The organism is Neisseria sp. DTU_2021_1001991_1_SI_NGA_ILE_055 (assembly GCF_032342915.1).
Lineage (GTDB): Bacteria > Pseudomonadota > Gammaproteobacteria > Burkholderiales > Neisseriaceae > Neisseria.
This window is the reverse complement of record NZ_CP135440.1, coordinates 1,492,855-1,507,577: the sequence shown is the minus strand read 5'-3', so window position 1 is coordinate 1,507,577 and position 14,723 is coordinate 1,492,855. Positions and strand designations below refer to the sequence as shown.

At 47.3% G+C, this 14,723-nt stretch carries 17 protein-coding genes; 6 read left to right on the top strand and 11 right to left on the bottom strand.

Features of this window, described 5'->3' with window-relative positions; genetic code table 11:
- The 3 genes from argF to RRV97_RS07060 all read left to right on the top strand — a co-directional run bounded on the left by argF (position 1) and on the right by RRV97_RS07060 (position 2,857).
- Complete coding sequence (gene argF, locus RRV97_RS07070) at positions 1–996, top strand: ornithine carbamoyltransferase (RefSeq protein WP_315612247.1); 996 nt, start codon at positions 1–3, stop codon at positions 994–996.
- Positions 997–1,083: 87 nt separating this feature from the next.
- Positions 1,084–1,737 (top strand): IS1595 family transposase, encoded by a 654-nt coding sequence (locus tag RRV97_RS07065; RefSeq protein WP_315611115.1) that lies wholly within the window; start codon positions 1,084–1,086, stop codon positions 1,735–1,737.
- 112 nt (positions 1,738–1,849) lie between these two features.
- A complete protein-coding gene (locus RRV97_RS07060; protein WP_315611114.1) occupies positions 1,850–2,857 on the top strand; it encodes an IS5 family transposase in 1,008 nt (335 codons plus the stop codon).
- A 183-nt stretch (positions 2,858–3,040) separates the two neighbouring features.
- On the opposite strand, the gene RRV97_RS07055 is transcribed toward RRV97_RS07060, so the two are convergent.
- The 4 genes from RRV97_RS07055 to hemN all read right to left on the bottom strand — a co-directional run bounded on the left by RRV97_RS07055 (position 3,041) and on the right by hemN (position 6,557).
- A complete protein-coding gene (locus RRV97_RS07055) occupies positions 3,041–4,027 on the bottom strand; it encodes a TraB/GumN family protein (RefSeq protein ID WP_315611113.1) in 987 nt (328 codons plus the stop codon).
- A gap of 33 nt (positions 4,028–4,060) precedes the next feature.
- Positions 4,061–4,306: a DUF1289 domain-containing protein gene (locus RRV97_RS07050; RefSeq protein ID WP_003748694.1), complete on the bottom strand. Its 246-nt coding sequence runs from the start codon at positions 4,304–4,306 to the stop codon at positions 4,061–4,063.
- A gap of 365 nt (positions 4,307–4,671) precedes the next feature.
- Positions 4,672–5,004 carry a hypothetical protein gene (locus RRV97_RS07045; protein ID WP_049323937.1) on the bottom strand — a complete coding sequence of 111 codons (333 nt, stop codon included), beginning with the start codon at positions 5,002–5,004 and terminating at the stop codon, positions 4,672–4,674.
- Between the two features lie 131 nt (positions 5,005–5,135).
- Positions 5,136–6,557: an oxygen-independent coproporphyrinogen III oxidase gene (hemN, locus tag RRV97_RS07040; protein ID WP_315611112.1), complete on the bottom strand. Its 1,422-nt coding sequence runs from the start codon at positions 6,555–6,557 to the stop codon at positions 5,136–5,138.
- Positions 6,558–6,718: 161 nt separating this feature from the next.
- On the opposite strand from hemN, the gene fnr reads away from it, so the two are divergent.
- Entirely contained in the window at positions 6,719–7,453 is a 735-nt protein-coding gene (gene fnr, locus RRV97_RS07035) for a fumarate/nitrate reduction transcriptional regulator Fnr (protein ID WP_039862092.1), read from the top strand.
- A gap of 86 nt (positions 7,454–7,539) precedes the next feature.
- Here fnr and RRV97_RS07030 read toward each other — a convergent pair whose 3' ends face one another.
- Entirely contained in the window at positions 7,540–8,490 is a 951-nt protein-coding gene (locus RRV97_RS07030) for a CysB family HTH-type transcriptional regulator (RefSeq protein ID WP_070503716.1), read from the bottom strand.
- A gap of 442 nt (positions 8,491–8,932) precedes the next feature.
- Between RRV97_RS07030 and RRV97_RS07025 the strand changes: the two genes are divergently transcribed.
- Complete coding sequence (locus RRV97_RS07025) at positions 8,933–9,694, top strand: OmpA family protein (RefSeq protein ID WP_315611111.1); 762 nt, start codon at positions 8,933–8,935, stop codon at positions 9,692–9,694.
- A 134-nt stretch (positions 9,695–9,828) separates the two neighbouring features.
- Here RRV97_RS07025 and RRV97_RS07020 read toward each other — a convergent pair whose 3' ends face one another.
- Positions 9,829–10,257 carry a DUF4149 domain-containing protein gene (locus tag RRV97_RS07020; protein ID WP_315611110.1) on the bottom strand — a complete coding sequence of 143 codons (429 nt, stop codon included), beginning with the start codon at positions 10,255–10,257 and terminating at the stop codon, positions 9,829–9,831.
- Between the two features lie 97 nt (positions 10,258–10,354).
- Positions 10,355–10,831 (bottom strand): transcription elongation factor GreA, encoded by a 477-nt coding sequence (greA, locus tag RRV97_RS07015; protein WP_003684304.1) that lies wholly within the window; start codon positions 10,829–10,831, stop codon positions 10,355–10,357.
- Positions 10,832–11,175: 344 nt separating this feature from the next.
- Between greA and RRV97_RS07010 the strand changes: the two genes are divergently transcribed.
- Entirely contained in the window at positions 11,176–12,585 is a 1,410-nt protein-coding gene (locus RRV97_RS07010) for a PepSY domain-containing protein (RefSeq protein ID WP_315611109.1), read from the top strand.
- Positions 12,586–12,799: 214 nt separating this feature from the next.
- On the opposite strand, the gene rplS is transcribed toward RRV97_RS07010, so the two are convergent.
- From rplS to rpsP, 4 genes are read right to left on the bottom strand one after another with little or no spacing between them, the layout of a single operon-like run.
- The gene (rplS, locus tag RRV97_RS07005) at positions 12,800–13,165 is read right to left on the bottom strand and encodes a 50S ribosomal protein L19 (protein WP_003679470.1); all 366 of its coding nucleotides are present in this window, start codon (positions 13,163–13,165) and stop codon (positions 12,800–12,802) included.
- 14 nt (positions 13,166–13,179) lie between these two features.
- A complete protein-coding gene (gene trmD / locus RRV97_RS07000) occupies positions 13,180–13,929 on the bottom strand; it encodes a tRNA (guanosine(37)-N1)-methyltransferase TrmD (protein WP_315611108.1) in 750 nt (249 codons plus the stop codon).
- Positions 13,929–14,438 carry a ribosome maturation factor RimM gene (gene rimM, locus RRV97_RS06995; RefSeq protein ID WP_315611107.1) on the bottom strand — a complete coding sequence of 170 codons (510 nt, stop codon included), beginning with the start codon at positions 14,436–14,438 and terminating at the stop codon, positions 13,929–13,931. Before rimM ends, trmD begins: the two co-directional genes overlap by 1 nt.
- Before the next feature lie 15 nt (positions 14,439–14,453).
- A complete protein-coding gene (gene rpsP, locus RRV97_RS06990) occupies positions 14,454–14,702 on the bottom strand; it encodes a 30S ribosomal protein S16 (protein ID WP_003684452.1) in 249 nt (82 codons plus the stop codon).
- Positions 14,703–14,723 lie beyond the last annotated feature (21 nt).

Here is a 14,723-nt window from a genome sequence, read left to right as displayed (position 1 = left end):
ATGAGCCTGAAAAACCGCCATTTCTTGAAACTTCTGGACTTCATGCCCGAAGAAATCACCGCCTACCTCGACCTTGCCGCCGAATTGAAAGCCGCTAAAAAAGCAGGAAACGAGGTGCAGCGGATGCAGGGAAAAAACATTGCTCTGATTTTTGAGAAAACATCAACCCGCACCCGTTGCGCGTTTGAAGTCGCTGCGCGCGACCAAGGGGCAGGGGTAACTTATCTGGAGCCTTCTGCCAGCCAAATCGGGCATAAGGAAAGCATTAAGGATACGGCGCGTGTTTTGGGGCGGATGTTTGACGGTATCGAATATCGCGGTTTTGGGCAGGATGTAGTGGAAGAGCTGGCCAAGTATGCAGGCGTGCCTGTGTTCAATGGTTTGACCAACGAGTTCCACCCGACCCAAATGCTTGCTGATGCGCTGACGATGCGCGAGCATAGCGGCAAGCCTTTGAACCAAATTGCGTTTGCCTACGTCGGCGATGCGCGTTACAACATGGCCAATTCGTTGCTGGTGTTGGCTGCGAAACTGGGCATGGACGTGCGTATCGGTGCGCCGAAAAGTTTATGGCCGTCTGAAAACATTATCGAGACGGTGCAGGCTGTTGCCAAAGAGACGGGTGGACGGATTCTGTTGACGGAGAATGCTCAGGAAGCCGTAAAAGGTGTGGATTTTATCCATACCGATGTGTGGGTCAGCATGGGCGAGCCTAAAGAGGCTTGGCAGGAACGTATCGATTTGCTGAAAGATTACCGAGTTACGCCCGCATTGATGGCCGCGGCTGAAAATCCGCAAGTCAAGTTTATGCATTGCCTGCCTGCTTTCCATAATCGCGAAACCAAAGTCGGCGAATGGATTTATGAGACATTCGGCCTGAATGGTGTGGAAGTAACGGAAGAAGTCTTTGAAAGCGAAGCCAGCATTGTGTTTGATCAGGCAGAAAACCGGATGCACACGATTAAAGCGGTGATGGTAGCGGCATTGGGCGATTGATTTTGCGCTCAACATTGCTTACCGCTTCATTTAATAGAGATTAAATAAGGGGCTGACGTAGATTAGCAGTTATGCTAGGCTACGAAAATGCAGATAACCAATTGTAAATTAAGCAAGAGATTTCAAAAGAAACTGCTTGAATTTTTTGTACTCCAAGTTACCGCTCGTTCCGCTGCCGATATTTTGGGCATTCAGCCCAACTCCGCCATCCTGTTCTACCGTAAAATCCGTATGGTCATCAGCCATCATTTGGCCTTGGCTGCCGATGAAGTTTTTGAGGGCCCTGTCGAGTTGGACGAAAGCTATTTCGGCGGACGGCGTAAAGGCAGACGTGGTCGCGGTGCGGCAGGAAAGGTGGTTGTCTTCGGCATCCTGAAACGCAACGGACGGGTCTATACCGTTGTGGTGGATAATGCCAAGTCTGAAACGTTACTCCCTGTAATCAAAAAGAAAATCATGCCGGACAGTATTGTTTATACCGATAGTCTGAGCAGCTACGACAAGTTAGACGTGAGCGGTTTCATCCATTACCGTATCAACCATTCCAAGGAATTTGCAGACCGTCAGAACCACATTAACGGCATTGAGAATTTTTGGAATCAGGCAAAATGCGTCTTGCGCAAATACAACGGAATTGATCGCAAATCCTTCCCGCTGTTCTTGAAAGAATGCGAATTTCGGTTTAACTTCGGCACGCCGTCCCGGCAACTAAAAATTCTGCGGGATTGGTGTGGAATTTAGGGCTAATCTACGTCAGCCCCTTAAATAAAGGCCGTCTGAAAGAAAGACTGAGACCTTTGCAAAATTCCTCAAAATCCCCTAAATTCCCACAAAGACATTTAGGGGATTTTTCATGAGTACCTTCTTCCAGCAAACCGCACAAGCCATGATTGCCAAACACATCGACCGCTTCCCGCTATTGAAGTTGGATCAGGTGATTGATTGGCAACCGATCGAACAATACCTGAATTGTCAAAAAATCCGTTACCTCCGAGACCACCGCGGCCGTCCCGCCTATCCCCTGTTGTCCATGTTCAAAGCCGTCCTGCTCGGACAATGGCACAGCCTCTCCGATCCCGAACTCGAACACAGCCTCATCACCCGCATCGATTTCAACCTGTTTTGCCGTTTTGACGAACTGAGCATCCCCGATTACAGCACCTTATGCCGCTACCGCAACTGGCTGGCGCAAGACAACACCCTGTCCGAACTACTGGAACTGATCAACCGCCAACTGACCGAAAAAGGCCTAAAAATAGAGAAAGCATCCGCCGCCGTCGTTGATGCCACTATTATTCAGACCGCCGGCAGCAAACAGCGCCAGGCCATAGAAGTCGACGAGGAAGGACAAGTCAGCGGCCAAGCCACACCGAGTAAAGACAGCGATGCCCGTTGGATAAAGAAAAACGGCCTCTACAAACTCGGTTACAAACAACATACCCGTACCGATGCGGAAGGCTATATCGAGAAACTGCACATTACCCCAGCCAATGCCCATGAGTGCAAACACCTGTCGCCTTTGTTGGAAGGTCTGCCCAAAGGTACGACCGTCTATGCCGATAAAGGCTATGACAGTGAGGAAAACCGGCAACATCTGGAAGAGCATCGGTTACAGGACGGCATTATGCGCAAAGCCTACCGCAACCGTCCGCTGACGGAAGCGCAAACCAAACGTAACCGATATTTGTCGAAGACCCGTTATGTGGTCGAACAAAGCTTCGGTACGCTGCACCGTAAATTCCGCTATGCGCGGGCAGCCTATTTCGGGCTGATCAAAGTGAGTGCGCAAAGCCATCTGAAGGCGATGTGTTTGAACCTGTTGAAAGCCGCCAACAGGCTAAGTGTGCCTGTTGCTGCCTAAAAGGCGGCCCGGATGCCTGATTAATCAGGTATCCAAGGAGGATTAAGGGGGGGATTTGGGTAGAATCAGTGGATATTTGAAACAAAAACAGCCGAAAATCTTTGTTTGGATCTCGGCTGTCGGAAGGAAAGGAATTTTGCAAAGGTCTCAGACTTTCAGACGGCCTTGTTGTTGGATTGGGGTTTATTGCCAAATCAGGACTTTGGGTTCGGGCGTCACTTGATAGCCTTCTTGACGCAATAGTTCGATTAAGCCTTTTTCGCTGGGTAAATGGGCAATGCCGACGGCAAAGAGGGTGCTTTGTTTGGCGGATTGCTTGCGGATTTCAGGCAGCCATGCCTGGTTGCGACGGATCAGGAGGTCGTTTTTCAGCCAATCGGACATGGCTTTTGCGTATTTGGCATCAACACGTTTGAGGGTGCGTTGTTCGGTTTCTTCTAAAAGTGGGATGAGTTCTTCAAAGCGGCCGTCTGAATAGGCTTGATGGAGTTTTTTGACATCTTCGGTTTCTTCTTTATTGGTTTTAATGCTGGCTTTCAGAAAGTTGATCATGGTTTCTTCAGGCTGGGCTTTGAAAATCGCGGTAACATCGTCCAAACTTTCTAATGAACCACGCGGTTTGTTGATATTGACTGCTGCGTTGGTCAGCAACATATCTGCGCCGGTTTCTGCGCTATATCCTTGGGGAAATGCGCTGCCGGCAAAAACCAATGCTGCCCACGGGTGGAGTTTGTCGGCAATTCTGGCGATGGGTCGGCTTTCTTCATTTTTTGAATAGATTTCTTGTAAAAGATGGAAATCTGTTTTGCCAAGCTTGCGGCTGAGCGGTTCAGTACTCATGACTTCTTTGAAGTATTTTTGATACATTTTTTTTGTTTCCGGACTGCTGTCCGGTAATGCGTCAACTTCTGTGGTCAGTTGGTCGGTGGATTGTAATAGTTTGAGGGCATCGGAAGACAAGGTTTGATTGGTTTGCCCCATGTGGATGGTGCCGAGCAGATAGGAATCGGGTTGGCCTTCTTTGCTGATTTTCCAAACATTGCTGGTCAGTTTGGGCTGCTGCCAGTTGAGTTCGGCAGGTTTGCTGTCGGATGAGGTTGCGGCGGGTTTGCAGGTGCCCAGGGCAAGGGCGGTCAATGGCACAAGCAGGCAGGCGAGCAGTTTTTTCATGTTTTTCCTTTTGGTGTGTGCGGTAAGGGCGGTTTAGAAATCGAGCAGGTTTTGAACCGGTTGTTCGCCCGTGTCGGGCTTTTCTGTTTTGCGGTTGCGGATTTTGGTTTTCCTGAGGGCTAGGAGGTGCATGACTTGATGTTTTTGGCTGTCGGTCATCTGGTGCCAATACAAGCGCTCTTCTCGGCTGCGCAGGCAGCCTTTGCAATAGCCTTTGGCATTGGCTTCGCAAACGCCGATGCAGGGGCTGGGAATGGGGAAGAAATCGGGTTGATCCATATTTTAAAAGCGTTTGAGACCTGAGACCGGATAAACCAAAATTGCAGACTGCTTTCACTTCCGCCTAAACACGATCGGTGTATCCAGCAGGGTTCCTACCAATATTCAATTGAGTTGATCATTTCAATAAGTTTATATCTGCCACCCTAGGCATAAAAAACCTAAGAGAAACCATAAATGTATCGCAGATTATATCTTGTACTGCAATGGTATCGTATCGATTCCAAATGAGGGAGCAAAGTGTACAGTAAGGTCTTCAAGAACAATTACGGTATGTTTGGCAGAATCATGTTTTAATACAAATCTGGAGTTCCTCTATATTTTGATTTTCAGACGACCTATGCCCAGCTCCAACTATTTGCACTTTATGACTTAATCAGTTTACGCAAAGACTGATTGTTGTATTTGATACCGGCAATCAGCCGGTCATATTGGTGCATTCTACGGAGCGAGCGGGTAATCAGATAGACCGAGAAAATAATCAAGCTGATGTTCATCAGACTGACTAGTACGAGCAAAGGCCAAACATCAACGGCCTCGTACCATTTCGATGTCGCAATCAGCGCACTGAAAATAGACAAAGGGAGTGCGAAAACAGCAATGCCCGTACGCATGACAGCAAGTGCCGTGCGTTTTTCAGCAAGGAGAAGCTGTACTTGATTGATGCTGAGGATATCGTTTTGCTGTTCGGTAATCATAGGATACGCGCCTATACAAATTAACTTTGAATTCTGATAAAGCGGAAAATATGGTTTTATGTTACCCGAAAGTATTGAAAATAAAAACAAAGGTCGTCTGAAAATTTTCAGACGACCTTTTCCATTCCTGTTTATACGGTTTGCGAGTATTTGGCTTTGGTTTCTTTATGGCGCAGATGATAGTCGAACACCATGGCGATGTTGCGGATCAGGAAACGTCCCTTCGGCGTAACGGTCAGGCCGTGCGGTTTGAGGCGGACCAGGCCGAGGGTTTCCAGTTGCTTCATGTCCTCCAGTTCGACCGCGAAATAACGGCTAAACGGAATGCCGAACACGCTTTCGTAAATCCGATAGTCGAGCGAGAAGCGGCACATCAAATCCTGAATGATGTTGCGGCGCAAAATGTCGTCTTGATTGAGCTGGTAGCCGCGCATGATGGGCAGGTGTCCGGCATCGAGTGCGGCGTAATAGGCATCGATATCGCGCTCGTTTTGGGAGTAGGTGCTGCCGATTTTGCCGATAGAGGACACGCCGATCGCCACCAAGTCGCAGTCGGCATAGGTGGAATAACCTTGGAAATTTCGTTGCAGGAAACCTTCTTTGAGGGCGATGGAGAGCTCGTCGTCAGGTTTGGCAAAGTGGTCCATACCGATGAAAACGTAGTCGCGCTTAGTCAGGGTTTGGACGCAATATTGCAACATATCGAGTTTTTCTTCGCTGCCAGGGACAACATTGGTGTCGATACGGCGTTGCGGTTTGAAGATATGCGGCAGGTGGGCGTAGTGGTAGAGGGCAAGGCGGTCGGGATCGAGGGACAAGACCGTATCTATGGTGGTCTTGATGCTTTCGGTGTTTTGATGTGGCAGGCCGTAAATCAAATCGACGCTGACTGATTTAAACCTGGCTTCACGCGCGGCATCAATCACTTCTTTGGTTTCTTCGTAGCTTTGAATACGGTTGACGGCTTCCTGCACTTTAGGGTCAAAGTCTTGGATACCGACACTCATGCGGTTGAAACCAAGTTTGCCCAGTTTGAGGACAGTTTCGCGGCTGACTTTGCGCGGGTCGATTTCGATGGAGTATTCGCCGTTGGGAATCAGCTGGAAGTATTTGCGGATCATTTCGAAGACGCGTTCGAGTTGGTCGTCGCTCAGGAATGTGGGCGTACCGCCGCCGAAGTGGAGCTGCGCGAGCTGGTGTCGTCCGCCCAAATGCGGTGCCAGCAATTCCATTTCTTTTTCCAGATACTGGATATAGGCATCGGCACGGCTTTTGTCTTTGGTAATGATTTTGTTGCAGCCGCAGTAGTAGCAGATGGTATTGCAGAAGGGGATGTGGATGTAGAGCGAAAGGGGTTTGTTGAGCGCTCCCGTATTGCGCAGGCTTAAAGCTTGGATATATTCGGCTTCTTTAAAGCCTTCATGGAAGCGGTCGGCAGTCGGATAGGATGTATAACGAGGACCGCTTGATGGCAAACTGGCAATCAATTCACGGTCAAATTCCGGTAATTCATTGTTTGTGTTGGTATTATTTGAGATGGGGATAATTTTCATGGTCGGGCTTGTAGTATAAAGTAGGGAAATTAGGGAAAATTTTAGTCAAAATTTCGATAGTTTGGTAGAATGCCTGATAATGATATGTCGACTTTGACTTGGGTCAATAGTTATTCGGCTTCATTAGGGGTTGAAAAAATTAAGCAAATTAAAGGTGCGTTATGGCTACACACAATGCAACACATCAAATGAAAACCTTGTGTTCCACATGTTCTTTACGAGAACTGTGTTTGCCTGTCGGACTAATGCCTAACGAATTTTCACAATTAGATGCGGTTATTCGTCAAAGCCGCCGTCTGAAAAAAGGTGAATACCTGTTCCGTGCCGGCGAGCCGTTTACCTCTTTGTTTGCCATCCGTGCGGGCTTCTTTAAGACAACAGTCGCCAGCCAAGATGGACGAGATCAGGTAACCGGCTTTTTTATGTCGGGCGAGCTGATCGGTATGGATGGGATTTGTTCCCACATTCACAGCTGTGATGCTGTGGCTTTGGAAGACAGCGAGGTATGCGAGCTTCCGTTTACTCATATTGAGGAACTCGGTCAGGATATTCCCAGCCTCCGCTCCCACTTTTTTCGCTTGATGAGCCGTGAAATTGTCCGAGATCAGGGCGTTATGCTGCTTTTGGGCAATATGCGCGCTGAAGAGCGATTGGCGGCATTCTTGCTCAACCTGTCTCAGCGCCTCTATTCACGAGGCTTCGCCGCTAATGATTTTATCTTGCGGATGTCGCGTGAGGAAATCGGCAGCTATTTGGGGCTGAAGCTGGAAACAGTCAGCCGCACCTTGTCTAAATTCCATCATGAAGGCTTGATTTCGGTTGAACACAAGCACATCAAAATCTTAGATGCGACAACCTTGAAGAAAATGGTTTCCGGTTGTTCGCACGCCATCTGAATCTTAGGCCGTCTGAAATATTTCAGACGGCCTTTTTAACAAGAATTAAAGAATAATTGTTAAGTTACGAAAGTGATAGTCAGATATCAAATTGAAAAATCTTCAACAACCGGCGTGTACAGAATACGGTCGACTACTTCTCTGGTCAGTTTCGGTGCAAACATCTGGATAAAGTCATACGCGTAACCACGCAGGTAGGTATCAGTGCGTAAGGCTATCCAAGTGGGCGACGGTTCAAATAAGTGTGCCGCATCAATAAGCTGTAAATCTTGATCGACAACGGGATCGTACGCCATTTTGGCCATCAAACCAACGCCCAAGCCTAAGCGGACATACGTCTTCAATACATCCGTATCGGCAGCTGATAAGGCAACATCAGGTTGCTCAATATGCGCTTTATTAAATGTACGCGCGATACTGCTGCCGGAATTAAAAGCAAATTCGTAAGTAACCAGCGGAAAAGAAGCCAAATCTTCAAGGCTTAAAGGATTGCGGCAGTCCAAAAGAGGGTGGTCGTGCGGAACAATGACGGCATGGTTCCATTCATAGCAGGGCAGTTTGCCCAACTCAGGATGATCGTCAATGCGTTCAGTAATAATTGCCAAATCAGCTTCGCCGCTGCTGACCATTTGCGCGATGGCAGAAGGGCTGCCTTGTTTGATGGTCAAATTGACTTTAGGGTAGTTTTTGACAAATTCCGCAACGATTTTGGGCAAAGCATAGCGCGCCTGGGTATGCGTTGTCGCGATGGTCAGGGAGCCGCTGTCATGATCGGTAAACTCGCTGCCGATATTTTTAATGTTTTGTACATCACGCAAAATCCGTTCCGAAATCTCTAATACGGCTTTGCCCGGTTGCGAAACGGAAACCACACGTTTGCCGCTGCGGATAAAAATTTGAATACCCAATTCTTCTTCAAGCAGGCGGATTTGTTTGGAAATGCCGGGCTGGGATGTGAAAAGCGCATCGGCGGCTTCGGAGACATTCAGATTGTGTCGGTAAACCTCAAGGGCATAACGTAATTGTTGCAGTTTCATGGTAGCAGTACCGGATACGTTGTTAATGTGGATTTTGTGCGACAAACGGCATGTAATTTAACATATTTTGCCCAGTTTTGCCCCGAGTTTTGAAAACGGTTGTTTTTAATGAAAATATCTTTTAACAATATGAAAACGGGAAATTCAGGAAAGAATAGGGAAAGGGATTTTGTTGTTTTTGTACAACTTAAGGTGGATGAATTGTCTGATTTTGCCCTAAATTAATGACACAAGATTGATTTTTCGGCATGATTAACTACTAGGAAGCAGGCACTTCATGATTGTTTGAAGGCATCGAGTATTGACAGTTTGCCTTGCGCTTCTTTATAGTGCAACCTGATATATCCGATTTGCCGCTGTTTTGATACTGCGGCCTGTATATTGGTACTTTGCAGCGGTTGCTTTCCTAGTCCGCCGCATAACAATTTAATGAGGGAATAAAATGACCAAACAGCTGAAATTAAGCGCACTGTTCGTTGCCTTGGTTGCCTCCGGCACCGCTATGGCCAGCGAAGCGCACACCAAACACGGTTACACCGTAAGCAGCCAATCTCAAGAAATCGTCCGTAACAACTACGGCGAATGCTGGAAAAACAGCTACTTCGACAAAGCTACCCAAGGCCGTGTTGAATGTGGTGATCGTGAAGCAGTTGCTCCTGTACAACAAGCTCCTGAGTATGTTGATGAAACTGTTTCCCTGTCTACTAAAACTCTGTTCGGCTTCGACAAAGACAACCTGCGTCCTGAAGCTCAAGAAAACCTGGACGCTTTGGCTCAACGCCTGAGCAACAAAAACGTAGAAACTGTACGTGTTGAAGGTCACACTGACTTCATGGGTTCTGAAGAATACAACCAAGCTCTGTCTGAGCGTCGTGCTAACGTAGTGGCTAACTACTTGGTAGGCCGTGGCGTTGCTTCTAGCAAAATCTCTGCAGTAGGTTTGGGCGAATCTCAAGCTCAAATGACTGCTACTTGTGAAGCTGAAGTTGCTAAACTGGGCAAAAAAGTTTCTAAAGCTAAGAAACGTGCTGCTCTTATCGCTTGTATCGAGCCTGACCGCCGCGTTGACGTTAAAATCCGCAGCGTTGTTACTCGTCAAGTTGCTCCAGGCCAAACTATCGAAGGTCAAGGCGAATTGCCTGCTACTGATGAAGGTTGGATCCCAGCTCCTTACAATGGCGTTCACGGTTACGCTAAACCTTAATCGGTTTGTGAAAAATGCCCTGCAATATGCAGGGCATTTTTTTATGGTTTATATTTGAAGAGTCGGGGAATTTATGATTCAAAATAAAAGGCCGTCTGAAAGACTTTTTTCAGACGGCCTTTTATTAAGACAGATTAGTTTGGTTTGGGCCATTTCCATACGCAGATGGCTGCCAGTATCGTACAAATCAAAAAGATGATATTGGATAAGCCGTGCCAAACGCCGAATGTTCCACCTACTAGGGACAGCAGCCAGTTATCCAGCCCATATTTGTGTGCTTCGATAACAGGCGTAACCAAAAGATGGTTGCAGGCTAAGAGTAGCCAAAGTACCAAGATCCACCAAGAAAGTAAGGCCAGTTGCCGTCTGAAAAAGGCATAGGCTGCGCCAAAAATAACTAAGCCACATAGTGCTGTAATGGCAAATAAAATGCCGGCAATTTCTCCCGCCTGCATTTTAGGCAGAAGGCGGAACAGGATAGGAGCGGTAACATAACCTGCGGTCAGCTGCATACCGAGCCACATGGTGGCAGCGGTTTGGATAATTTTGTACAGTAGATTCATTATATTTCTCTTGGGAAGATTTCACTTTTTCTATTATGGTATTTTTAGGTACAACAAAAGGCCGTCTGAAAATGTTTTCAGACGGCCTTTTGTTTATTTAGATATATTGTACGGCAATGATGTCATATTCACGTACGCCGCCGGGTGCTTGAACTTCTGCAACGTCGCCTTCTTCTTTGCCGATTAAGGCGCGGGCAATTGGAGAGCCAACGTAGATTTTGCGTTCTTTGATGTCTGCTTCATCTTCACCGACGATTTGGTAGGTAACTTGTTCTTCAGTTTCCAAATCTTCCAGTGTTACAGTTGTGCCGAATACGATTTTGCCTTCGGCATGGATTTCGGCAGGGTTGATGATGTGCGCCATAGAGAGTTTGTGTTCCAACTCGGCGATGCGGCCTTCGATAAAGCCTTGACGCTCTTTAGCGGCTTCGTATTCTGCGTTTTCAGACAAGTCGCCGTGCGAACGTGCTTCGGCGATGGCTTCGATGACTTCTGGGCGTGCTACGCTTTTGAGGTGTTGAAGTTCTTGTTTCAATAATTCTGCACCGCGGACGGTCAAAGGGATTTTTTGCATAAGATTCTCCATGAAAGCATGATGATGCTTTTAAAATATTATCCGGCCACGCGCGGTAGCCGGATTGGAAATAAAAATACAAGCCGCCAAAGCTTGGCGGCTTGATGAATAAATAAGTAATGTCTGTATTCTACCAAATTCTGCCGAAACCGCAATGATTAAAACGGATTTTCAGTAAAGTGTTGTTTTCTGTCTATTTTGTTTTTTCAGACGGCCTAAAAACTAAATATTGAAGTATTTCAAAGCTGTATTGGAAAAACGGTTTCTTAAATGAATGTTTTTGATTAAAATACCTGTTACTAATCCGTAGTGATTAGTCTGCTTTAACTATATAAAGAGAAAATATGGAAACAAAACCAACTTCCCAAAATGAACAACAGGCTAACCGCCGTTATTTGACTGTTTGGCGATGGCATTTTTATGCCGGACTTTTAGTTGCGCCGTTTTTAACCCTGCTGGCTGTTACAGGGTTGGGAATGCTGCTATTCGCCAATATTACCGGTAAAGAAGGCGAACGCATACATATTACGCCGCAGGCAGTGGTGCAGCCTTTGTCGGCTCAGGCTGAAGCCGCCAGACAGTTTGTGAATCCGGAAACTTCTTCTGTAGTGCAATATATTGCGCCGCGCGCAGATGACATGGTCGCCGTATTCCGTGTGAACAATGACGATAAAGCCACTATGGTTGCCGTTGATCCCTATACGGCAAAAGTTGTGAATACGATGCCGCGCAGTCAAGGCTGGTATCACACGATGGACGAAATCCACGGCGATATGATGATCGGCCCGGTGGGCGACTATCTGCTGGAAACTGCCGCGTCGCTGACCATCCTGATGATAATCACGGGGATTTATTTGTGGTGGGCGAAACAGCGCAGCCTGAAATCCATGCTTGTGCCGAAAGCAGGCAAAGGACGCACATGGTGGCGTAGCATGCACGGCGCATTTGGTTCTTGGGTTTCTTTGATTTTGTTGCTGTTCTGTTTGTCAGGTATTGCTTGGGCGGGTATTTGGGGCGGTAAAGCGGTTCAGGCATGGAGTCAATTCCCAGCCGGTAAATGGGGCGTGGAGCCTAATCCGGTATCTTCCGTGCCAACCCATGGTGATGTGCTGAACGACGGTAAATCCAAAGAAGTGCCATGGATTTTGGAGCTGACGCCTATGCCGGTTTCCGGTACGACAATGGGCGAAAACGGCATTAATCCAAGCGAGCCGATGACTTTGGAGACGGTTGACCGCTTTGCACGTGAAATTGGCTTTAAAGGCCGTTATCAGCTTAATTTGCCTAAGGGTGAGACCGGCGTATGGACGCTGTCGCAAGACTCAATGAGTTACGATATGATTAGTCCAACTGCTGACCGCACGGTACATATTGATCAATACAGCGGTAAAATCCTGGCTGATATTCATTTCGACGATTACAACTGGTTTGGTAAATTCATGGCGGCAAGCATTGCTTTGCATATGGGTACATTGGGCTGGTGGAGCGTATTGGCAAATGTCTTGTTCTGTCTGGCGATTATCTTTATCTGTGTCAGCGGCTGTGTAATGTGGTGGAAACGCCGTCCTTCGGAAGCACATAGTTTGGTTCCTCCGGCGCAGAAAATCAAATTGCCGGTATGGTGGGCAATGGCTGTGCCGCTTTTGATTTTGGCTGTGATTTTCCCAACTGCTATTGCCGCAATCGCTGTGATTTGGATTTTGGATACACTGTTGTTGTCGCGTATCCCGGCATTGGCAAGATGGTTTAAATAACCGCCCGATGTGATTAAAGGCCATCTGAATCTTTTGTTTCAGACGGCCTTTTTATAAAGGTCAAAAGTAGGGGGTTATGATTCTGTTTAAGTTTATGCGTGAGATGGGATGGGAATTGTGATTGGCTTACAGGATTGTGTAATAAGAAAGACGAGGAGATCTTGTATAAAAACAAAAAACCCACTTCATTGAAGTGGGTTTTTGATAAAAGCGATTAGCCTTTGCGAGCAGGCAATTTTTCTTTAATACGGGCTGCTTTACCGGTCAGGCCACGCAAGTAGTACAGTTTAGCGCGACGTACGTCACCACGGCGTTTAACTTCGATTTTTTCTACGGTAGGAGAGTACAGTTGGAAAGTACGTTCTACACCTTCGCCGCTAGAGATTTTGCGAACGATGAAGTTGCTGTTCAGGCCACGGTTGCGGCGAGCGATAACCACACCTTCGTATGCTTGCAGACGGCTGCGGGAACCCTCAACCACGCGTACAGATACGACAACGGTGTCGCCTGGGGCGAATTCAGGGATTTCTTTGTTCAAGCGAGCGATTTCTTCTTGCTCTAATTGTTGAATCAAGTTCATTTGTTTTTCCTAAGTTATGATTGGATTTCCTGTTGCTCTTGCAAGATTTCTTTTAAGAGGCGGGATTCCTTTGGGATTAAACTGCGCTTTTCCAATAAATCAGGTCGGCGCTCTAAAGTGCGTTGTAGAGATTGTTTCAATCGCCACTCGGCAATCAAGCCATGATTTCCTGAGCGTAAGACATCGGGAACGATCATGCCTTGGAATTCTACGGGTTTGGTGTAATGAGGACAGTCTAAAAGGCCGTCTGAAAACGAGTCTTGTTCGGCTGACTGTATATCGCCCAATACACCCGGAACCAATCTTAAGACGGCATCCATCAACATCATGGCGGGTAATTCGCCACCCGAGACGACAAAGTCGCCAATGCTGATTTCTTCGTCCACACTGCTTTGCAGCAGTCTTTCATCTATGCCTTCATAGCGTCCACATAGAAGAATAAGATGGGGCAGTTCGGCAAGTTCTGCGGCCTGTTTATGTGTCAGCGGCTGACCTTGCGGACTGAGATAAATTACTTTGGCAGGTTTTTGCGAGTTTGCTTTGGCTTCTTCGATTGCCGCTTGAAGCGGCGGCGCCATCATAATCATTCCCGGACCACCTCCGAAGGGGCGATCATCGATATAGCCAAGTTTGTTGTCGGCAAATTTTCGGGGATTGATGGCTTGAAACTGCCAAAGATTTTGTTTTCTTGCTCTGCCTGTAACGCCGTATTCGACAATGCTGTCGAACATCTCCGGGAAAATGGTGATGGCTTGAATCAGCATCAGTAGTCCAAACCCCAGTCGGCGATAATGGTTTTGCTGTCGGTATCGACAGATTCGATATAGTTGGAGACAAAGGGAATCAGGGTTTGTCCGTGTTCGCCTTTAATCATCAAAACATCATTTGCACCGGTTTCCATCAGGTTGCTGACTTTGCCGAGGACGATGTTTTCTTTGTTGATGACGGTCATACCGACTAAATCTGCCCAGTAGTATTCGTCTTCCTCAGTAGGGGCGAATGACTCTCTGGGGATTTCAATGGTATAGCCGCGCAAGGCAAATGCTTGATCGCGATCGTCTATACCTTCAAATTTGACCTGAAGTTCGCCATTGACAATTTTACCTGCCTCAAGCACAACATTCAGGGTTTTGCCATCCTTGCACAACTGCCACTCGGGGTAGTCCAGCAGGCTGTCGGTATATTCGGTGTTGGCGGCAATTTTAAGCCAGCCTTTAATGCCAAATACGCCTTTGATGTAGCCCATGGCTACCCGTTTTTGAGTGTCTGTCATGGTCGTTTCGGCTGATTAAGCAGCGATTTTTTGCTCTTTAATCAGTTTGGCAACTGCGTCGCTAACTTTCGCGCCTTGAGCAACCCAGTGGTTGATGCGGTCTGCGTCGAAACGTACGCGTTCTTGTTTTTCGTTGGCAACGGGGTTGTAGAAACCTACGCGCTCGATGAAGCGGCCGTCACGACGGTTGCGAGAGTCAGTTACGACTACGTTGAAGAAAGGGCGGTGTTTTGAGCCGCCGCGAGCCAAACGGATAACTACCATTTTGAGTCCTTTTGAAAAATG